The following is a 22,284-nucleotide window of genomic DNA, read 5'->3' as shown; positions in this document are numbered from 1 at the left end:
TTTCACCTTTTTCGGATGGTAAAAGACCAACCTTAACGATTATTCTCACAACGCAGCCGGAGGCCACAAGCCATTCTTCTGTAGTTTTACTACTCGTCTATACATTCGAAAGGCTGAAATGCCGGAAGATTTGTAGTAAAACTACACGCCGCCGGAACAACCTATCGGCAATCCAAGAATTTTAAATCGTCTGCCCACAAGGCCAGTCGCAAACTCAGGCAACCGATTCTGGAAGCCTTTCCGCCCTGGAGCAAGCCATGCAAGACCTCGATCCCGTCGAAACCCAGGAATGGCTGGACGCCCTGGAATCGGTTCTCGACAAAGAAGGCGAAGACCGTGCTCACTATCTGATGACCCGTATGGGCGAACTCGCGACCCGCAGCGGCTCGCAGCTCCCTTACGCCATCACCACGCCTTACCGCAACACCATCCCGGTAACCCACGAAGCACGCATGCCTGGCGACCTGTTCATGGAACGCCGCATTCGCTCGCTGGTGCGCTGGAACGCGATGGCCATGGTAATGCGTACGAACCTGAAAGATTCTGACCTGGGTGGTCACATCTCCAGCTTCGCTTCCAGTGCGACCCTGTATGACATCGGCTTCAACTACTTCTTCCAGGCCCCGACCGACGAACACGGCGGCGACCTGATCTACTTCCAGGGCCACACCTCGCCAGGCGTTTACGCCCGCGCGTTCATGGAAGGCCGCATCACCGAAGACCAGATGAACAACTTCCGCCAGGAAGTCGACGGTCAGGGTCTGTCGTCCTACCCGCACCCTTGGCTGATGCCTGACTTCTGGCAGTTCCCGACCGTATCGATGGGTCTGGGTCCGATTCAAGCGATCTACCAGGCACGCTTCATGAAGTACCTGGAACACCGCGGTTTCATCCAGCCGGGCAAACAGAAAGTCTGGTGCTTCCTGGGCGACGGCGAGTGCGACGAGCCGGAATCCCTGGGCGCAATCTCCCTGGCCGGCCGCGAGAAGCTGGACAACCTGATCTTCGTCATCAACTGCAACCTGCAGCGCCTCGACGGCCCGGTTCGCGGCAACGGCAAGATCATCCAGGAACTCGAAGGCGTGTTCCGCGGTGCTCAGTGGAACGTGACCAAAGTCATCTGGGGCCGTTTCTGGGACCCACTGTTGGCCAAAGACGTCGACGGTATCCTGCAACGTCGTATGGACGAAGTCATCGACGGCGAGTACCAGAACTACAAAGCCAAAGACGGCGCGTTCGTCCGTGAACACTTCTTCAACACGCCAGAACTGAAGGCGATGGTTGCTGATCTGTCCGACGACGAGATCTGGAAACTCAACCGTGGCGGCCACGACCCGTACAAGGTCTACGCGGCATACCACGAAGCGGTCAACCACAAAGAACAACCGACCGTCATCCTCGCCAAGACCATCAAGGGTTATGGCACCGGTGCCGGCGAAGCGAAAAACACTGCGCACAACACCAAGAAAGTCGACGTCGACAGCCTGAAGTTGTTCCGCGACCGCTTCGACATCCCGGTCAAGGACGAAGAGCTGGAGAACCTGCCGTTCTTCAAGCCAGAGCCAAACAGCGCCGAAGCCCGCTACCTCAGCGAGCGTCGTACTGCACTGGGCGGTTTCGTACCTCAGCGCCGCGCACAAAGCTTCAGCGTGCCGACGCCGGATCTGGACACTCTCAAGGCGATCCTTGACGGCTCCGGCGACCGTGAAATTTCCACCACCATGGCCTTCGTGCGGATCCTCGCGCAACTGGTCAAGGACAAGGAAATCGGCCCGCGCATCGTTCCGATCATCCCGGACGAAGCCCGTACCTTCGGTATGGAAGGCATGTTCCGTCAGCTCGGCATCTACTCGTCCGTCGGCCAGCTCTACGAGCCAGTCGATAAAGACCAGGTGATGTTCTACAAGGAAGACCAGAAAGGTCAGATCCTTGAAGAAGGCATCAACGAAGCAGGCGCCATGAGTTCCTTCATTGCCGCCGGTACTTCGTACTCCAGCCACAACCAGCCGATGCTGCCGTTCTACATCTTCTACTCGATGTTCGGCTTCCAGCGTATTGGCGACCTGGCCTGGGCTGCCGGCGACAGCCGTACCCGTGGCTTCCTGATCGGCGGCACCGCCGGCCGTACCACCCTGAACGGTGAAGGCCTGCAACACGAAGACGGTCACAGCCACCTGCTGGCCGCGACCATCCCGAACTGCCGCACCTACGATCCAACCTACGGCTACGAGCTGGCGGTGATCATTCAGGACGGCATGAAGAAGATGACCGAAGAGCAACAGGACATCTTCTACTACATCACCGTGATGAACGAGTCGTACCAGCAGCCAGCCATGCCGGCCGGTGCCGAAGAAGGCATCAAGAAAGGCATGTACCTGCTCGAAGAAGACACCCGCGATGCGGCGCACCACGTCCAGCTGATGGGCTCCGGCACCATCCTGCGTGAAGTCCGTGAAGCGGCGAAGATTCTGCGTGAAGAGTTCAACGTGGGCGCTGACGTCTGGAGCGTTACCAGCTTCAACGAACTGCGTCGCGACGGCCTCGCTGTAGAGCGCAGCAACCGTCTGAAGCCGGGCCAGAAGCCTAAGCTGAGCTACGTCGAAGAGTGCCTGAACGGCCGTAAGGGTCCGGTCATTGCCTCTACCGACTACATGAAACTGTTCGCCGAGCAGATCCGTCAGTGGGTACCGTCCAAGGAATTCAAAGTCCTCGGCACCGACGGTTTCGGCCGCAGCGACAGCCGCAAGAAACTGCGTCATTTCTTCGAAGTCGACCGTCATTTCGTGGTGTTGGCAGCCCTGGAAGCACTGGCTGACCGTGGTGATATCGAACCTAAGGTTGTGGCTGAGGCCATCGTCAAGTTCGGCATCGACCCGGAAAAACGCAACCCACTGGACTGCTGAGGAGACATTTTGTGAGCGAACTCATTCGCGTACCTGACATCGGCAGCGGTGAAGGTGAAGTAATTGAACTGTTTGTGAAGGTCGGCGACCGTATCGAAGCCGACCAGAGCATCCTGACTCTGGAATCGGACAAGGCCAGCATGGAAGTGCCGGCCCCGAAAGCCGGCGTCATCAAGAGCCTGAAAGTGAAGCTGGGCGATCGTCTGAAAGAAGGCGACGAACTGCTTGAGCTGGAAGTCGAGGGCGCCGCTGAAGCGGCCCCTGCTCCTGCTGCTGCACCGGCTGCAAAAGCTGAAGCCAAACCGGCTGCCGCTCCTGCTGCAGCCGCGCCTGCCGCTGCCCCTGCTGCCGCTTCGGTTCAGCAAGTGCACGTGCCGGATATCGGCTCATCGGGCAAGGCGCAGATCATCGAGATTCAGGTCAAGGTCGGCGACACCGTCGAAGCTGATCAATCGCTGATCACTCTGGAATCCGACAAGGCGAGCATGGAAATCCCGTCGCCTGCCGCTGGCGTGGTCAAGGCCATCAGCGTCAAGCTCAACGATGAAGTCGGCACTGGCGACCTGATTCTGGATCTGGAAGTGGCGGGTGCTGCGGCCCCTGCGGCTGCCGCACCAGCTCAGGCTGCCGCGCCAGCAGCACCGGTTGCCGACAGCGTTCAGGACATCCACGTTCCGGACATCGGTTCGGCTGGCAAAGCCAAGATCATCGAAGTGTTGGTCAAGGCTGGCGACAGCGTTGAAGCCGACCAGTCGCTGATCACTCTGGAATCCGACAAGGCGAGCATGGAAATCCCATCGCCTGCCGCTGGCGTGGTGGAAAGCGTTTCCATCAAGCTGGATGACGAAGTCGGTACCGGCGACCTGATCCTGAAGCTGAAAGTCAAAGGCGCAGCGCCTGCTGCCGCCCCGGCTCCAGCCGCCGCTGCTGCTCCAAGCGCTCCGGCACCTGCCGCTGCTGCTCCGGCTGCCGCTGCACCTGCTGCCGCTCCAGCCGCCGCACCGGCCAAGCCGGGCGCGAAAGTTCACGCCGGCCCAGCCGTGCGTCAACTGGCTCGTGAGTTCGGCGTCGAGCTGAACGCTGTCGGCGCCAGCGGCCCGCACGGTCGTATCCTCAAAGAAGACGTGCAGGTTTACGTCAAAGCGATGATGCAGAAGGCCAAGGAAGCACCGGCCGCTGCTGCTGGCGCAACCGGTGGTGCGGGTATCCCGCCGATTCCGGTCGTCGACTTCAGCCGTTTCGGCGAAATCGAAGAAGTGCCAATGACTCGCCTGATGCAGATCGGCGCGTCGAGCCTGCACCGCAGCTGGCTGAACATCCCGCACGTGACTCAGTTCGATTCGGCTGATATCACCGAGCTGGAAGCCTTCCGCGTCGCGCAGAAAGCCGTTGCAGAGAAGGCTGGCGTCAAGCTGACCATCCTGCCGCTGCTGCTCAAGTCGTGCGCGCACATGCTCAAGGAGCTGCCGGACTTCAACAGTTCGCTGGCACCAAGCGGCAAGGCGATCATTCGCAAGAAGTACGTCAACATCGGTTTCGCCGTCGACACCCCGGATGGCCTGCTGGTACCGGTCATCAAGAACGTCGACCAGAAGAGCCTGTTGCAACTGGCAGCCGAAGCCGCTGCGCTGGCCGCCAAAGCCCGCGACAAGAAGCTCACCGCTGACGACATGCAAGGCGCCTGCTTCACCATTTCCAGCCTCGGCCACATTGGCGGCACCGGCTTCACGCCGATCGTCAACGCGCCGGAAGTGGCGATCCTCGGTGTTTCCAAGGCAACCATCCAGCCAGTCTGGGACGGCAAAGCCTTCCAGCCGAAGCTGATGCTGCCGCTGTCGCTGTCCTACGATCACCGCGTGATCAACGGCGCTGCTGCCGCACGCTTCACCCAGCGTCTGGGCAGCCTGCTGGCGGACATTCGCACGATCCTGCTGTAACTCGATCGGCCCTCCGGCAACGGAGGGCCGATTGCTGCACCCTTTCGAGCGCCACACGCTCGTACCTCAACCCCGTCAGTTTGGCGGGGCTTTTTTTTGCCTGAAGAACGTCCCTTCTCGTCTTTTTCCCACAAGCCTTGCTGATTTCGGCCACAACCCTGGTCGACTTGGCCCCGATCTTTTTTATTCGATACGCAACTAACCTAGGCGCAACGAATTTAACTAAGCAAAGTTAAAAATCTTCAATATTTATTCAAATTCATTCGAATGGATTCGACATGTTAAAACCAACTATCGGCCCGATTGTCGGCCACATTACAACTAATCAAGTACGCATATTCATGCGCGGCGACCGACAGAACAATGCATTGGTATTTGCCGGCGTACGTTATCGCGCCGCCGGTGCACATCAGTGGTCAAAAGGTAACTTTGCACGCCTGAACGAACAGCGCGATATGTCGCATGTGTTCGCAATCAACAACTTTAGTAGCGACACCGAGTATGAATATCAAGCCGGCTGGTTCAGTCCGATGAGTCCCGTACATACCCCGGACAGCGTCGCCGAACTACCGCTGCAATGGCCGCGCGAGATTTATCGCCTGCGCACCCGCTCCAGCAAAGCCTTGCAACCCAGAGCCTATATTGTCGGTTCCTGCCGCTACCTGCGCATGACCGCCGGTGTCGCCTCTCTGCCACAACTGGGCGACCGCATCTTTGCATCCATCAACCAAGTGATCGAAGGCATACAACCGCCGATCAGCGCGGTAATGATGACCGGCGACCAGATTTATGTGGACGACTTGAATCTGATCGCACCGGATCGTGAATACAAAGATATCCTCAGCAAGTACCACGCGGCGTTTTCCCAGCCGAATATTCAACGCCTGATGTCTGGCATTTCGACTTACATGATTCTCGACGATCACGAAATCGAAGATAACTGGCCCGCCAATGCCAGCAAGTCCGACGGAGATTTATATCGCAACGCCATGGCCGCTTATGAGCTGTATCAGGCCAGTCACAGCCCGGTACATCCGCTGACAACTAACGGCGAAGTAGACCACTCGACACTGGAACATTACTGGTATCAATTCAGCGACGGCGATATCGAATGGTTTGTCACCGACAGTCGCACCCGCCGCAACTTGTCAGCCGATGATCGACGCATCCTCGACGAGGCGCAGGAGCAGGCTCTGCTCAAATGGCTGAGCAACAGCACCGCGCGGGTCAAGTTCGTGGTCACCAGTGTGATGTTCTATCCGGATCGCAAGCTCCATGGCGATGACGCCTGGAAAGCCTTTCCGGAGCAGCGTCTGCGCCTGCTGGAAACCATCCGCTCCCGCCGTATCAAGAATGTCGTGTTCATCTCCGGGGACGTGCATGGCTCGCTGACTGCTCGCCTGAGTCACAGCGAGGACCCGGACTTCGAAGTCCACACCGTGGTGTCCTCGCCGTTGTGCAACAGCAAACTGCTGCCGTATGCCAAAGCGTCGACGTTCATCCTGGATCAGCCGTTGGTGCGCACGGCGGCGGGCGATTATCGGCATGAACTGACCAGCACAGTGGTGAGTGAGGACAATTTCGCTCATCTGGTGGTCGAGGCCGGACAGATTCAGGTCAATTACCACGACCGCGATGGCAAACGCATGCAATCGATCAGCATTCCTCTGCGTTGAGTTTCCAGGCAAAGGACACCGTTGCGGGGCACGAACCGCTCTGGAACGGCATTCTTTCTATTCAACAGGATTACTTTTCAGCACACGCTGGAGAAATGTTCAGCGCAGCCGACACATTCTTATAGCACTTGGCCTTCATGTCTCTTGTCAGTCGGTGCCGCAATGATGCAACCTTGCCGCAGGCAACAGTAAAGAGGGCGAGAGCCCGGCGCGTTCAGCATATTTCCAAGCGAGTTCCCTTCATGAAGAGCCAACCCGATGCCGCCAGCCGTATGGCGGCCGAGGTAGTGACGCAGTTGCCTGTGCCCTCGCGGCTCGGCATGCTGCGTTTCGAGCGCTTGAATGAAGCCAGCTGGGCCATGCTGTTCCTCGATCCCAACTGTGAACGCCAGTTCGGCCAGCCGGCTGTCGAGCTTTGCGCGCTGGTCGGCTCCCCCTACGCCAGCCTGATGGAACCGGAAGCGCGTTATCAGTTGCACGACGCGATCCAGCAACAGCTGACCGCCAGCCCGCATTATCTGGTGCGTTACACCCTGCATACCGCGGCCGGTGCGCTGAGCATTCTGGAACTGGGCGAAGCCTACAAACAACACAACCGTCATCTGCTGCGCGGCTATCTGCTGGCGGTCGATCACGTCTTCGACGAAGCGCCGCCACTGCCCTCCGTTGACCTCGAAACCCAGAACTCCCGCCTGCAGATCGCCCTGGAACTCAACCAGCGCGCCCAGCAGGAACAACTGCAGCATCTGGAGCGCGTACGCGCCCAACAGGACCTGATTCTGCTGCTCGCGCGCCAGCGCTACAGCACGCACAACTCGCTGCAGGAAGCCGCCGAACTGATCACCCGCTGTGCCTGCGATATCTATGAGATCGACTGCGCCAGCCTGTGGAACCTCGAAGGCCAGCAACTGGTGCCGATCTCCGCGTATCACCGCGCGACCCAGGAATACATTCTCCCGGACGTGATCGATATCAGTAGCTTCCCCGATTACATGGAAGCTCTGCACGGCAGCCGCGCCATCGACGCGCACAATGCGATGCGCGACCCGCGCACCCGTGAAATGGCCGAAGCCCTGCGCCCGCGCGACGTTAACGCGATGCTCGACGCCAGTATTCGCGTCGATGGCCAGGTGGTCGGCGTGCTGTGCCTGGAGCAGACCGGCGTCACCCGCGCCTGGCAGTCCGACGAAATCGCCTTTGCCGGTGAGCTCGCCGACCAGTTCGCGCAAGTCATCAACAACCACAACCGCCGCACCGCCACCAGCGCCCTGCACCTGTTCCAGCGTGCGGTCGAGCAAAGCGCCAACGCCTTCTTGCTGGTCAACTGCGACGGCGTGGTCGAGTACGTCAACCCGAGTTTCACCGCGATCACCCAGTACACCACCGAGGAAGTCCACGGCCAGCGCCTGTCCGAGCTGCCGGCGCTGGAAAACCTCAGCGAACTGTTGTTCGACGCGCCCTCGGCGCTGGCCAAGAGCAACAGCTGGCAGGGCGAATTCAAGAGCCGGCGCAAGAACCTCGAACCGTACTGGGGCCAGTTGTCGATCTCCAAGGTCTACGGCGACAACCGTGAGCTGACGCACTACATCGGCATCTACGAAGACATCACCCAGACCAAACTGGCGCAGCAGCGCATCGAACGTCTGGCCTACACCGACAACCTGACCAACCTCGGCAATCGCCCGGCGTTTATCCGCAATCTGGACGAACGCTTCGCCCGCGATAGCGATACGCCGATCAGCCTCTTGCTGGTGGACATCGACAACTTCAAGCGGATCAACGACAGCCTCGGTCACCAGACTGGCGACAAACTGCTGATCAGCCTCGCTCGACGTTTGCGCAACAGCCTGAGCCCGAGCGGCAGCCTGGCGCGATTCGCCAGTAACGAGTTCGCGGTATTGCTCGACGACACCGACCTTGCCGCCGGCCAGCAGATCGCCAACCAATTGTTGGCGACGCTGGATAAACCGATGTTCGTCGACAACCAGTTGATCAGCGTCACCGGCTCGGTCGGCCTGGCCTGCGCGCCGCTGCACGGCCGCGACCCGCAAACGCTGATGCGTAACGCCGGTCTGGCGCTGCACAAGGCCAAGGCCAACGGCAAACATCAGGTGCAAGTCTTCACCGAGGCGCTGAACGCTGAGGCCAGTTACAAACTGTTCGTCGAGAACAACCTGCGCCGCGCCCTGACCCAAAACGAGCTGGACGTGTTCTACCAGCCCAAGCTGTGCCTGCGCAGCGGTCGTCTGCTGGGCATGGAAGCCCTGTTGCGCTGGAACCACCCGGAACGCGGCATGATCCGCCCGGACCAGTTCATCAGCGTCGCCGAAGAAACCGGCCTGATCATTCCGATCGGCAAGTGGATTGCGCGTCAGGCTTGCCGCATGAGCAAAGCGCTGACCGCTGCCGGCATGGGCAATCTGCAAGTGGCGATCAACCTCTCGCCGAAGCAGTTCTCCGACCCGGATCTGGTCGCCTCCATCGCCAACATCCTCAAGGAAGAAGCGCTGCCGGCCAATCTGCTCGAACTGGAGCTGACCGAAGGCCTGCTGCTGGAAGCCACCGAAGACACGCACTTGCAGCTCGACCAGCTCAAGCGCCTGGGCCTGACGCTGGCCATGGATGACTTCGGCACCGGTTATTCGTCGCTGAGTTATTTGAAGAAATTCCCGATCGACATCATCAAGATCGATCGCAGCTTCATCCATGAAATCCCCGACAACCAGGACGACATGGAAATCACCTCAGCGGTGATCGCCATGGCCCACAACCTGAAACTCAAGGTCGTGGCGGAAGGCATCGAGACTGCCGAACAACTGGCGTTTCTGCGTCGGCACCGTTGCGACGTCGGCCAGGGCTACCTGTTCGACCGGCCGATCCCGGGCAGCGAACTGATCCAGGCGCTCAAGCGCTACCCGCGTGGACCGCTCTGCCTCTGATCACCACAGGCTGTTGCTCTGGAAGACACTCCCCTGTGGGAGCGAGCCTGCTCGCGAAGACGGAGTGTCAGTCGACATCAACATTGCCTGACCCACCGCTTTCGCGAGCAAGCTCGCCCCCCACATTTGAATAGTGCGAATTCCGGCATCATTGGGCACACTGGCGGTCTGACTTTTTACATCCAACCTGACTGAGAGGAACGATCATGGTTCTGCGCTCGGAAATTCTGGTGAACAAAAACGTGCTCCCGACTAAAGAACAAGCTCTGCCCGGCCGCGAAACCGCGATGACCCTGCCTGAAAAGCACTTCGTTTTCGAAGAAACCCCGCTGCTTGGCCCGTTTTTCCAGGACGTCGACTTTGCGATTTTCGGTCTGGGTTGCTTCTGGGGCGCCGAGCGTCGTTTCTGGCAGCGTGAAGGCGTGGTCAGCACCGTCGTCGGTTATGCCGGCGGCTTCACACCGAACCCGACCTACGAAGAAGTCTGCTCGGGCCTGACCGGTCACGCCGAAGTGGTGCTGGTGGTGTATGACAAGGCCAAAGTCAGCTACGAAGAGCTGCTCGCGATGTTCTGGGAACTGCACAACCCGACGCAGGGCATGCGCCAAGGTAACGACATCGGCACGCAGTACCGCTCGGTGATCTACGCGACTTCGCCTGAGCATCTGAATGCGGCGCTGAAAAGCAAAGCGACCTATCAGGCCGAGCTGTCGAAAGCGGGTCTGGGGGAAATCAGCACCGAAATCGAACAGGCGCCGACCGTGTACTTCGCCGAGGCATATCACCAGCAGTATCTGGCGAAGAATCCTGAGGGTTACTGCGGGATTGGCGGCACCGGCGTGTGCATGCCACCGAGTCTGGCAGGCAATTAAATCCTGAAAGCAAAAGATCGCAGCCTGCGGCAGCTCCTACAGGAGATCAGTGATCGTCCGCACATTGGTGGACGCCGCCGAACCGTGTAGGAGCTGCCGCTGGCTGCGATCTTTTGATCTTGCCGTTGATCAGCTCTCGGCAATCAGCCAATCCATCTGCCACCCGCCCTGGGTCTGCCCAAGCTTCTTCGACAACCACGGCAGCAGCTCACGCAATTCTTCCTCCAGCCCCCACGGCGGATTGGCAATCGCCATGCCCGAACCGTTCAGGCTGTTCGGCGTATCCAGCGGATGCACCAGCAACTCAACCCGCAGCAACTTCGGCGCACCGGTCCCGGCCAGATCCTGATAGAACCGACGCAACGCGCGCTGATCCTTCACCGGATACCAGATCGCCGCCACGGTTTGGCGCATGCGGCCAATCGCCTCTTTCAACGACGCCGCGCAACGCTGCATCTCGTCGAGTTGCTCGAACGGCGGGTCAATCAACATCACCGCGCGTTTTTCCTGAACCGGCAACATCGCCCGCGCGACGTGCCAGCCTTCGCCGAGATGAACCTTGACCCGACGATCGCCGGCCATGTTGTCTTTCAACAGCACGCCGTCTTCCGGGTGCTTCTCATTGAGCATCACCCGATCCTGCGGCCGGGTCAGACGCCGCGCCAGCTCCGGCGAACCCGGGTAGTAGCGCAACTGACCGTCCGGGTTCATCTCGTGCAGCACCTTCATGTAGTCGGCGGTCAGCGCCGGCAGATCCGGCTGATCCCACAAGCGCGCGATGCCTTCCAGGTACTCACCGGTACGGTTGGCCTGATCGCCCTGCAAGTCATACAGACCGATGCCGGCGTGCGTGTCGAGATAGGCAAACGGCTGCTCCTTGCGCGACATCAGGGCGATGAGGCGGGTCAAGGTCAGGTGTTTGAACACATCGGCGTGATTGCCGGCATGGAAGGCGTGACGATAATTCATGGCTGCTCCTGCGAAGGGCGCAAAGTTTACCTTTTACCGCGCGGCAAGTCAGGGGTTGGCGGCTGAGCGGACAAATGCCTGCCCTCACCCTAGCCCTCTCCCCGAGGGAGAGGGGACTGACGGTGGTGATCTTGCGAGTGACATCGACCTGAAAGATCAGCGTGATCTCAGGCTTGGCCAAGCGAAGATCCCCACTGAAGTCGCAAGTCGGCGCACATCACCCAGACAGCTCGGTCAGTCCCCCGAAAGAACACCACCATCCAGGCTTGGCCAAGCCAAGTTCACCACTGAAGTCGCAAGTCGGCGTACATCACCCAGACAACTCGGTCAGGCTCCCGAGAGAACACCACCATCCAGGCTTAGCCAAGCCAAGCTCACCACTGAAGTCGCAAGTCGGCGTACATCACCCAGACAACTCGGTCAGTCCCCCAAAAGAACACCACCATCCAGGCTTGACCAAGCGAAGTTCACCGCTGAAGTCGCAGGTCGGCGTACATCACCCAGACAACTCGGTCAGTCTCCCAAAAGAACACCACCATCCAGGCTTGACCAAGCGAAGTTCACCGCTGAAGTCGCAGGTCGGCGTACATCACCCAGACAACTCGATCAGTCCCCCAAAAGAACACCACCATCCAGGCTTGACCAAGCGAAGTTCACCACTGAAGTCGCAGGTCGGCGTACATCACCCAGACAACTCGGTCGGTCCCCTCTCCCTCTGGGAGAGGGCTAGGGTGAGGGGCTTTGCTTTTATGGCATTACACTGGCAAAACACAAGCGACAGGAAGTCAAAAACTCATGCGATACCTGATCATCTGCTTACTCAGCCTGCTTGGCCCATGCCTCGCCCTTGCCGACGAAACCCACATTGCACAGGCACGCCAGTCACTAAAAAACTACGGTCTGAGCCACTGCATCCTAGAGCCATTCAAGGAACGCTCCGCGCTGGAAAAAGACATCGCACTGTCCGCCAATGCCTATTCGTTGATGGGTAAAGGCATGCATTCCATCCTGCAAAATGAAGACACACTGCAAGTGCTGCACGATCCTTATAAAGAAACCCGAAACTACGTATTAACGGCTTACGAGCAGACACCTTCAAACAGCAAATACTCGAATGAAAAAGTAGTGTTTATCGCGTGCCTGAAGGTCTACAACTCCGAGGCGTTCAACCGCTTTATAAACACTCAGGACGCGTACATTTCCGACTAACGTGCTGATATCCACCAACGTCAAAAGAGCGCAGCCTTCGGCAGCACCTACAGGATGAACGCCAGTTCCTTTGAGCTACCGCAGGCTGCGATCCTTTGATCTTTTTCAGGCAGGCATGCTGCGCAGGCGCTTGCCGATGACATCAAGCACATCACAGCCGTCGCGCAAGGGGATCACGCAGAGCTGGGCGAAGTCGCTGAGGATGACGGAGTCGCATTCGACCGAGCCGCGCATGCACATGTTTTCCAGCACCTGGATCACGGCGCGCAGGCGATGGTTGGCGGCATCCATAAGGATGTCGAGGGGCACGTGGGTGTCGATGAACAGGGTCGGCATGTCGCTGCAATTGCCGGTAAGTGCCATGAAGCGGTTGTCGGGATGGGGGACGATTTTTTCGTAGGGTGGATCGGGTTTAAGCATAGTCATATCAGTTTTACCTCAATAGGTTTAGAGAGGCTGCCAAGTGACCTTCCTACGGGTATAGGTGGCAGCCGTACGCGAGAGTAGGAAACTGAGAAACCCACCAAACTCAGTCACGCCGAAGCGTTCCCGCGCACAGCTGCCGCAAACGATGCTACGGACACGTATTAAGTGCCGCAATCAAACGACAGCGCTGGTGCGCGGTGAATTTCACAGGGGTCCTACGCCCTGCCACCGCTCTCGCAGTGACAACGAAAAGACTATCCCTGCAACCCACCGCCCACCAGTTCATGAAAACCGCCGCAACTCGAAGGAATCGTCCGAGACCTTCGCCCCGAAAACTCACCCTGACTCTGCCAGCAAAAACGCCAGCAACGCCGATTGCGACGATTCTTCCGACAGTGAAACCTGAAAAAACTGCCTCACCTTGCAACTCAAAACCAGTTCGGGAAAGGCCTCGAAAAGTGTCGGATGTTCTTCGCTCAACCACTGCAACGCATTGGCTGTTTGCACGTCCTGACCCTGCTGCGCCAGCACCGATTCCGGCACCTGCCACCACGGAAAGGACCGCCCTGATACCTGCGCCCTACCACCAATTCCCAACGACTGACCATTGATCAAACAACGCCCGATCAGCGGAAACAGTTGTGCCGCATCCACCTCATCGGCCTGAAGAATCGGCAACAGAAACCGCCCGTCCCAAAAACGAAAAAACACCGTTTTGCCGCCCGGCATCAGCACTTGGGTGAGGCTGCGAAAATGCGCCACCACCTCTTCAAGGCTCGCCGAAGACACCGCCAGCCAACCCCAATCCCGCGACTCGGTAGTGGCGACCCAATGCAGAAACTCACTGTCGGTGGCGACCATTCCCACGTAAGGCATCACTGCCTCCCACTCGGCATAGATCGTCTCGGCCCAGATCGGACTCGCCATGTCTGGCCAGGCCTCAAGCGGTTTCGCCGCACTGGCATTACTGAACACCGCGAACAATTGCTCGGACGCTTTCAACGGCGCCCCCGCCAACCAATCGGCAGGCAAAAGAAAATCAGGCTGCACAGAGACCGTCCTTGCAACGCTCGCACTCTTCGCAGAATGGCGCGTCACCCTTGAAGCTCATGATTTGTGCAGCCGTCAGCATGGCAGCCGGCGCGGCGGCGAGTTTCTCCGGCAATCCCGGTACAACCGGCGCGGCACTCATCGCCGCCATCGGCGCGCCGCCCACGACAATCGGCACGCTGCTGAAAATCCCGCCCGGGCCGATGTTGATCCACTGCCCGCCGGCCTGAATCGTCGCACTCGCGCCACCGTCGATGACCACTTGCTGACCGGCGCTGACGTGGAACTGCCCACTGGCGCTGATCGCCTGATTGCTCACGCGAATATGCCGGTCGCCGATCACGCTCAGATGGTCGTCCTGCTTCACTTCGGTCTGGCGCTGGCCGTGGGTGATGCGCTGTTCATCAGCCTTCAACTCATGCCGCGCGGTGCCGGTGACGACGATGCTGCGCTGGTTATCAACCTGCACCTGTTGATCGTGCAACACATGCTGCGTCCAGTTACGCTGGGCGCGCAGATAGATTTCCTCAGCGCCTTTCTTATCCTCGATGCGCAGTTCGTTGTAGCCGCCACCGCCGGGGCTACTCTGACTGCGGAAAATGCTGCGGGTCTTGTCCGCCGGCAAATCCAGCGGAATCGGCGTCGCGGCGTTGGGCAGGCAGCCCACGACCAAGGGTTTGTCGGCGTCGGCATCAATGAAGCCGACCAGCACTTCCATGCCGACTCGCGGAATCAGCACGCTGCCGTAACGGTCGTGAGCCCAATTAGTAGCAACGCGCAGCCAGCAACTGGAATGCTCATTCAATTCACCGTCGCGATCCCAGGCCAGTTGCACCTTGACCCGGCCATACTCGTCGCAATGGATTTCGGTGTCTTTCGGCCCGGTCACGACCGCCGGTTGATAGCCGAGCATGCGCGGTTTTTCCGGCCCCAGCGTCGGGCGGAAGAACACGTCCCACGGCGTGGCGAGAAAGGTATTACGGTAACCCTGGAATGCTTCCCCATCACTGGTCACCGATTCCTCCAGCACTTGCGGCTGACGACCATGATGCTCAACGGCGGTCAGCAGCCACAGGTCATTCCAGTCGTGGCGCGGATGCTCGATCAGTTGCAGGAAATGTCCGCAAACCAATGCAGATTCGTCGCTGATGCCCTCGGCCTGACGGTAATCGGCGACATGCCGCTCAAGTGCCCGCTGGGCGAGATGCTTGCCGGTTTCCCGATCATTGAATTGGCCAGGGAAGTGATAGTCCTCCAGCACCGGGCGTTGCTCGCCGTCGACACGACTTTGCAGGTGCAGGCGTGGTTTTTCAAAGTTGTAGTCGCGCCGGGTGACCACGCTGGTGCGGGTTTCCACGCGAACATTGAAACGCTGAATCGCCGGGGCGCCGGCAGACATGCCACTGCCCGGCAGATAAAGGGTCGGCGTGGCCAGTTTGGGAAACACCGTCTGGTCATCACCGAACACCAGTACGTGCGCGTCGGGGCTGTGTTGAAAGTGGTAATGAATACCGACTTCGGCACACAGGCGCTGGATGAACGCCAGATCGCTTTCGGCGTACTGCACGCAATACTCACGAATCGGGTATTCGCTGCCTAACCGAAACTCGAACGCATCACGAAGGATCGCGTGATCCTTAAGCACCTGCGCAATAATTTGCGGCACGCTCTGATGCTGGAAAATCCGCTGATTGATGCGGTGCCCCAGATACGTCAGACGCGGGACGAGGCTCAGGTGATAGCGCGTCAGACGTTTCCCGGAATCGCCCTGCCCGACCTGATAAATCTGACCGTGAACGCCGGAACCCTGAGCATCAAAACGCAGAAACGCCTGACAGTGCAGCAGGCTCTCGAGATCCAGATCCGCCCGTTCACTGACCAGTTCCAGCTCGAAACGAAAGGGTTGGCTGATGGCTTCCTTGCCCGTGAACTCAAGGACTTTGAGGTCATGCCGGGCGCCTTCGAGGGTCAACGTGAAACGCGGTTGATTGGCAGGCGCGAACATCCGATGTCTCTCTGCAGAATGAAGGGCGGGCGATTCTGCATGAGGGGCAAGGGGTGATGAATGGGTGACGGGAAAATCAGATTTGCCCTACTTTCATTGACGAAAAACCCTGCAAAAAGCGCCGCCTTCAACTACAGACAAATCCCTCAAAACCACCACCGAACCTTGTAGGAGTGAGCCTGCTCGCGATAGCGGTCTGACATTCAGCATTGATGTCGACTGACACACCGCTATCGCGAGCAGGCTCACTCCTACAGGGGAGCGCGGTGAATCAGAGAAATCACAGGCACAAAAAAACGGCCCGTCTCCTGTAGAAAACGGGCCGTTTTCGGATGAGCCTCAGCTCAGAACAATCACTTGTTCAGGTGGAAATCTTTTTCCGCCGCTTCGAAGCGCTGCACCATGCCAGTGGTCGGCGAACCGAGCTTGCTGACGATGAAAATGGCCAGGCTGGCGAAGATGAAGCCCGGGATGATTTCGTACAGACCCATCACCTCGAAATGCTTCCACACCACCACGGTGATCGCGCCGACCAGAATACCGGCCAGTGCGCCATCGCGGGTCATGTCTTTCCAGATGACCGAAATCAGCACAACCGGACCGAACGCAGCACCGAAACCGGCCCAGGCGTAGGACACCAGGCCCAGTACGCGGTTTTCCGGGTTGGCGGCCAGGCCGATCGCGATCAGTGCAACCAACAGCACCATGGCGCGGCCGACCCAGACCAGCTCAACCTGAGAAGCGGATTTACGCAGGAAGGTTTTGTAGAAGTCTTCGGTCAAGGCGCTCGAGCACACCAGCAACTGGCAGCTCAGGGTGCTCATCACAGCAGCCAGGATGGCCGACAGCAGTACACCGGCAATCCAAGGGTTGAAGAGGATTTTCGCCAGTTCGATGAACACGCGCTCGTGGTTCTCGGTCACGGGACCGGCAACTTCCGGGTGTGCCGAGAAATAAGCGATACCAAAGAAGCCCACGGCCACGGTGCCGCCCAGGCACAGGATCATCCAGGTCATGGAAATGCGACGCGCCTTGGCGATCGATTTCACCGAATCCGCCGCCATGAAACGCGCGAGGATGTGCGGCTGACCGAAGTAACCCAGACCCCAGCCCATCAGCGAGATGATGCCGATGAAGGTGGTGCCTTTGAGCATGTCAAAGTTGCTTGGATCATTGGCTTCGATGGCGAGGAACGTGGTGTCGACGCCACCGGTGGCCAGCAGAACGATGATCGGCGTCAGGATCAGCGCGAAAATCATCAGCGTGGCTTGTACGGTGTCAGTCCAGCTCACGGCGAGGAAACCGCCGACGAAGGTGTAGGCAATCGTCGCCGCAGCACCGGCCCACAGCGCTGTCTCGTAGGACATGCCGAAGGTGCTTTCAAACAGACGGGCGCCAGCGACGATGCCGGAAGCGCAATAAATGGTGAAGAACACCAGAATCACGATCGCCGAAATAATGCGCAGCAAGCCGCTTTTATCTTCGAAACGGCTGGAGAAGTAGTCCGGCAGGGTCAGGGCATCACCGTTGTGCTCGGTCTGCACACGCAGACGGCCGGCAACGAACAGCCAGTTCAGGTAGGCACCGATGACCAGACCGATGGCGATCCAGCTTTCGGACAGACCGGACATGTAAATGGCGCCCGGCAGGCCCATCAACAACCAGCCGCTCATGTCGGAAGCGCCGGCAGACAGCGCGGTGACGACGCTACCGAGGCTGCGACCACCGAGAATATAGTCAGAAAGGTTGTTGGTGGAGCGATAGGCCATGAAGCCGATCAGCACCATTGCTGCGATGTAGATCACGAACGTGATCAGTGTTGGATTGCTTACGCTCATTAAGTTACGCCCTGGCTTTGTTTTTATGTAGCAGCGGTGATGAACCGCGCGCAAACGATGACGTTTGGCAGACGATTCGGGATCCCGCGCATTTAGGACTGATGTTTCCCCAGGAAAGCCACCAGCCGATGCACCGGGTTATCCCAGTTGCACCTAGGGCGCGAATGCTATGCAACAAAGTAAAAAAGGTGCAACCAGTTTCGCGAGAATTAGTTGCACCTAGTCGGATATTCCGAGAAACAGGCTGTTTTTGCTCCCTTTTAGCGCAGTCAAGGCGCGTTGCTAGAAGCAAAAGCACCAAGCAAGTGCGGCACTTTCGTACCAGAAAATAATTCCTGACGAGCTGCCTATTATTCCGACAAAAAAAGGGTTGCACCCGGTTGCACCTCTTTCAGCGCACGGCTAATCTTGCCGCCAGCTGATGCCACGCAACTGTGGCAACCATGAGGATAAAAATATGGCTACCACCACCCTTGGGGTCAAACTCGATGACCCGACCCGCGAGCGCCTGAAGGCGGCCGCGACCTCGATTGATCGCACACCGCACTGGCTGATCAAGCAGGCAATTTTCAATTACCTGGAAAAACTCGAGGGTGGTGCAACCCTGACCGAGCTGAACGGTTTGACCGCCAAGGACGCCGATGAGGCGGGCGAAGTCCACACCGACCACGCGCACCAGTGCTTCCTCGAATTCGCCGAAAGCATCCTGCCGCAATCTGTCCTGCGCGCCTCGATCACCGCCGCTTACCGTCGCCCTGAGCCGGAAGTCGTGCCGATGCTGATCGAGCAGGCTCGCCTGCCGGTAGCCATGGCTGAAGCCACCAATAAGCTCGCCGCCTCCATCGCGGAAAAACTGCGTAACCAGAAAAGTGCCGGCGGCCGTGCAGGCATTGTTCAGGGTCTGCTGCAGGAATTTTCCCTGTCTTCCCAGGAAGGCGTAGCCCTGATGTGCCTGGCCGAAGCGCTGCTGCGTATCCCGGACAAGGGCACTCGCGATGCACTGATCCGCGACAAGATCAGCACCGGTAACTGGCACCCGCATTTGGGCAACAGCCCGTCGCTGTTCGTCAACGCGGCCACATGGGGCCTGCTGCTGACCGGCAAGCTTGTGTCCACCCACAACGAAGCTGGCCTGACTTCGTCCTTGAGCCGCATCATCGGCAAGAGCGGCGAGCCGATGATCCGCAAGGGCGTCGACATGGCCATGCGCCTGATGGGCGAACAGTTCGTTACCGGCGAAACCATCGCCGAAGCACTGGCCAACGCGAGCAAGTTCGAAGCCAAGGGCTTCCGTTATTCCTACGACATGCTCGGTGAAGCGGCACTGACCGAACACGACGCGCAGAAGTATCTGGCGTCGTACGAACAAGCCATTCACTCGATCGGCAAAGCGTCCCACGGTCGTGGGATTTACGAAGGTCCGGGCATTTCCATCAAGCTGTCGGCACTGCACCCGCGTTACAGCCGTGCGCAGTACGAGCGTGTGATGGACGAGCTGTACCCGCGCCTGCTGTCGCTGACCCTGCTGGCCAAGCAATACGACATCGGCCTGAACATCGACGCCGAAGAAGCCGACCGCCTCGAACTGTCGCTGGATCTGCTTGAACGCCTGTGCTTCGAGCCGCAACTGACCGGCTGGAACGGCATCGGTTTCGTCATCCAGGCTTACCAGAAGCGTTGCCCGTACGTGATCGACTACGTGATTGATCTGGCCCGTCGCAGCCGTCATCGCCTGATGATCCGTCTGGTGAAAGGCGCGTACTGGGACAGCGAAATCAAGCGCGCCCAAGTCGAAGGCCTGGAAGGCTATCCGGTCTATACCCGCAAGGTGTACACCGACGTTTCCTACATCGCTTGCGCACGCAAACTGCTGTCGGTGCCGGAAGTCATCTACCCGCAGTTCGCCACGCACAACGCCCACACCCTGTCGGCCATTTACCACATTGCCGGTCAGAACTATTACCCGGGCCAGTACGAATTCCAGTGCCTGCACGGCATGGGCGAACCGCTCTACGAGCAGGTTGTCGGTAAAGTTTCCGAAGGCAAGCTGAACCGACCGTGCCGCGTGTACGCACCGGTCGGTACTCACGAAACCCTGCTGGCGTATCTGGTTCGTCGTCTGCTGGAAAACGGTGCGAACACCTCGTTCGTCAACCGCATCGCCGACCAGTCGATTTCGATTCAGGAACTGGTAGCCGATCCGGTAGCGCAGATCGAGCAGATGGCGACCGTGGAAGGTGGTTTCGGCCTGCCGCACCCGCGCATTCCGCTGCCGCGTGATCTGTACGGTGCTGAGCGCGCCAACTCCAGCGGCATCGACATGGCCAACGAACATCGTCTGGCTTCGCTGTCCTGCGCCCTGCTCGCCACTGCGCACACCGACTGGAAAGCCGCGCCGATGCTCGGTTGCGCATCGAGCAACGAGACCCCTGCACCAGTGCTGAACCCGTCGGATCACCGCGATGTAGTCGGTCATGTTCAGGAAGCTACCGTCGAAGACGTCGACAACGCGATTCAATGCGCACTGAACGCTGCACCGATCTGGCAGGCCACCCCGCCGGCCGAACGTGCGGCGATTCTGGAACGTGCCGCTGACTTGATGGAAGGCGAGATCCAGCCGCTGATGGGCCTGTTGGCTCGCGAAGCCGGCAAGACCTTCGCCAACGCCATCGCCGAAGTCCGCGAAGCCGTCGACTTCCTGCGCTACTACGCCGTGCAGGCACGCAACGATTTCAGCAACGACGCCCACCGCCCATTGGGTCCAGTGGTGTGCATCAGCCCGTGGAACTTCCCGCTGGCGATCTTCAGCGGTCAAGTCGCTGCGGCACTGGCCGCCGGTAACCCGGTATTGGCCAAACCGGCCGAACAAACTCCGCTGGTCGCCGCTCAGGCCGTGCGCTTGCTGCTCGAAGCCGGGATCCCGGAAGGCGTGCTGCAATTGCTGCCGGGTCGCGGTGAAACCGTTGGCGCCGGTCTGGTAGGCGATGAGCGCGTCAAAGGCGTGATGTTCACCGGTTCCACCGAAGTCGCGCGCCTGCTGCAACGCAACATCGCTGGCCGTCTCGACAACCAGGGTCGTCCGATTCCACTGATCGCCGAAACCGGTGGCCAGAACGCGATGATCGTCGACTCCTCGGCTCTGACTGAACAAGTCGTCATCGATGTAGTTTCGTCGGCCTTCGACAGCGCCGGTCAGCGTTGCTCGGCACTGCGGGTACTGTGCCTGCAGGAAGATTCCGCCGATCGCGTCATCGAAATGCTCAAAGGTGCCATGGCGGAAAGCCGTCTCGGCAACCCGGAGCGCCTGTCCGTGGACATCGGCCCGGTGATCGACGCCGAAGCCAAGGCTGGCATCGACAAGCACATCCAGGGCATGCGCGACAAAGGTCGCAACGTCTACCAAGTGGCGATTGCCGACACCGAAGAAGTCAAACGCGGCACCTTCGTCATGCCGACCCTGATTGAGCTGGAAAGCTTCGACGAGCTGCAACGCGAGATCTTCGGCCCGGTATTGCACGTGGTGCGCTACAAGCGCAAAGAGATCGATCAACTGATCGGCCAGATCAACGCTTCCGGCTACGGCCTGACGCTGGGCGTGCACACCCGGATCGACGAGACCATCGCCAAGGTGATCGACAACGTCAACGCCGGTAACGTCTACGTTAACCGCAACATCGTCGGTGCCGTGGTCGGCGTGCAGCCATTCGGTGGCGAAGGCCTGTCGGGTACTGGCCCGAAAGCCGGTGGCCCGCTGTACCTGTACCGCTTGCTGTCGACGCGGCCTACCGACGCCATCGAACAATCCTTCGCTCGCGGTGATGCTGTTGTCGCCCCGGACGTTCGCCTGCGCGATGCCATGAGCAAACCGTTGAACGCGCTGAAAGCCTGGGCTGAAAGCAACAAGTACGCCGACCTGAGCACTCTGTGCGTGCAGTACGCTGCGCAATCGCAGAGCGGCATTACCCGTACGCTGGCCGGCCCGACCGGTGAGAAGAACAGCTACGCGATCCTGCCGCGTGAGCACGTGCTGTGCCTGGCGGAGGTTGAAGGTGATCTGCTGACGCAACTGGCCGCGGTATTGGCCGTAGGCGGTTCGGCAGTATGGCCGGAGTCCGACATCAGCAAGGCCTTGTTCGCACGCCTGCCGAAGGAGATTCAGGCGCGGATCAAGCTGGTTGCTGACTGGAACAAGGATGAGGTGGTGTTCGATGCGGTTCTGCATCACGGCCATTCCGACCAGTTGCGCGGCGTTTGCCAGCAGATTGCCAAGCGTGCCGGCGCGATTGTTGGGGTTCAGGGCTTGTCCCAGGGCGAGACCAATATTGCACTGGAGCGTCTGGTGATCGAGCGGGCGTTGAGCGTTAACACCGCTGCGGCGGGTGGTAATGCCAGCTTGATGACGATCGGCTAAACCGCTGCAAGCCCAGGCGACCGCAATGGTCGCCTGGAATGTAAACCCC

12 protein-coding genes are annotated in these 22,284 nt (G+C 59.3%); 7 read left to right on the top strand and 5 right to left on the bottom strand.

Annotated elements, in window-relative coordinates:
- The first annotated feature begins 257 nt into the window (after positions 1 to 257).
- The 5 genes from aceE (at position 258) to msrA (ending at position 10,327) form a co-directional block, all read left to right on the top strand.
- Positions 258 to 2,903: a pyruvate dehydrogenase (acetyl-transferring), homodimeric type gene (gene aceE / locus U6037_RS02265; RefSeq protein WP_007915682.1), complete on the top strand. Its 2,646-nt coding sequence runs from the start codon at positions 258 to 260 to the stop codon at positions 2,901 to 2,903.
- A gap of 11 nt (positions 2,904 to 2,914) precedes the next feature.
- On the top strand, positions 2,915 to 4,840 hold the full coding sequence (gene aceF, locus U6037_RS02260) for a dihydrolipoyllysine-residue acetyltransferase (RefSeq protein ID WP_322845660.1): 1,926 nt from the start codon (positions 2,915 to 2,917) through the stop codon (positions 4,838 to 4,840).
- Positions 4,841 to 5,118: 278 nt separating this feature from the next.
- Positions 5,119 to 6,516: an alkaline phosphatase D family protein gene (locus U6037_RS02255; protein WP_322845659.1), complete on the top strand. Its 1,398-nt coding sequence runs from the start codon at positions 5,119 to 5,121 to the stop codon at positions 6,514 to 6,516.
- A gap of 242 nt (positions 6,517 to 6,758) precedes the next feature.
- Positions 6,759 to 9,455, top strand: a complete 2,697-nt coding sequence (locus tag U6037_RS02250) for a putative bifunctional diguanylate cyclase/phosphodiesterase (protein ID WP_322845658.1) — start codon at positions 6,759 to 6,761, stop codon at positions 9,453 to 9,455.
- A gap of 206 nt (positions 9,456 to 9,661) precedes the next feature.
- The gene (gene msrA, locus U6037_RS02245) at positions 9,662 to 10,327 is read left to right on the top strand and encodes a peptide-methionine (S)-S-oxide reductase MsrA (protein ID WP_322845657.1); all 666 of its coding nucleotides are present in this window, start codon (positions 9,662 to 9,664) and stop codon (positions 10,325 to 10,327) included.
- A 129-nt stretch (positions 10,328 to 10,456) separates the two neighbouring features.
- Here the strand turns inward: msrA and U6037_RS02240 are convergent, their stop codons facing one another.
- The gene (locus U6037_RS02240; RefSeq protein WP_007915674.1) at positions 10,457 to 11,296 is read right to left on the bottom strand and encodes a 23S rRNA (adenine(2030)-N(6))-methyltransferase RlmJ; all 840 of its coding nucleotides are present in this window, start codon (positions 11,294 to 11,296) and stop codon (positions 10,457 to 10,459) included.
- 795 nt (positions 11,297 to 12,091) lie between these two features.
- Between U6037_RS02240 and U6037_RS02235 the strand changes: the two genes are divergently transcribed.
- Positions 12,092 to 12,505 carry a hypothetical protein gene (locus U6037_RS02235; protein WP_322845656.1) on the top strand — a complete coding sequence of 138 codons (414 nt, stop codon included), beginning with the start codon at positions 12,092 to 12,094 and terminating at the stop codon, positions 12,503 to 12,505.
- 105 nt (positions 12,506 to 12,610) lie between these two features.
- Here the strand turns inward: U6037_RS02235 and U6037_RS02230 are convergent, their stop codons facing one another.
- The 4 genes from U6037_RS02230 to putP form a co-directional block, all read right to left on the bottom strand.
- Positions 12,611 to 12,931 (bottom strand): hypothetical protein, encoded by a 321-nt coding sequence (locus tag U6037_RS02230; RefSeq protein ID WP_322845655.1) that lies wholly within the window; start codon positions 12,929 to 12,931, stop codon positions 12,611 to 12,613.
- Between the two features lie 336 nt (positions 12,932 to 13,267).
- Positions 13,268 to 13,981: a DUF4123 domain-containing protein gene (locus U6037_RS02225; RefSeq protein WP_322845654.1), complete on the bottom strand. Its 714-nt coding sequence runs from the start codon at positions 13,979 to 13,981 to the stop codon at positions 13,268 to 13,270.
- The gene (locus U6037_RS02220) at positions 13,971 to 15,986 is read right to left on the bottom strand and encodes a type VI secretion system tip protein VgrG (protein ID WP_322845653.1); all 2,016 of its coding nucleotides are present in this window, start codon (positions 15,984 to 15,986) and stop codon (positions 13,971 to 13,973) included. Before U6037_RS02220 ends, U6037_RS02225 begins: the two co-directional genes overlap by 11 nt.
- Positions 15,987 to 16,339: 353 nt before the next feature.
- A complete protein-coding gene (gene putP / locus U6037_RS02215; RefSeq protein WP_322845652.1) occupies positions 16,340 to 17,824 on the bottom strand; it encodes a sodium/proline symporter PutP in 1,485 nt (494 codons plus the stop codon).
- Positions 17,825 to 18,281: 457 nt separating this feature from the next.
- Here putP and putA point away from each other — a divergent pair, with 457 nt between their 5' ends.
- Entirely contained in the window at positions 18,282 to 22,235 is a 3,954-nt protein-coding gene (putA, locus tag U6037_RS02210; protein WP_322845651.1) for a trifunctional transcriptional regulator/proline dehydrogenase/L-glutamate gamma-semialdehyde dehydrogenase, read from the top strand.
- The last annotated feature ends 49 nt before the right edge of the window (positions 22,236 to 22,284 follow it).

This window comes from Pseudomonas sp. B33.4 (assembly GCF_034555375.1).
Classification (GTDB): Bacteria; Pseudomonadota; Gammaproteobacteria; order Pseudomonadales; family Pseudomonadaceae; genus Aquipseudomonas.
Note: the sequence above shows the minus strand (reverse complement) of the source record. Positions and strands in the feature narration are given on the sequence as shown.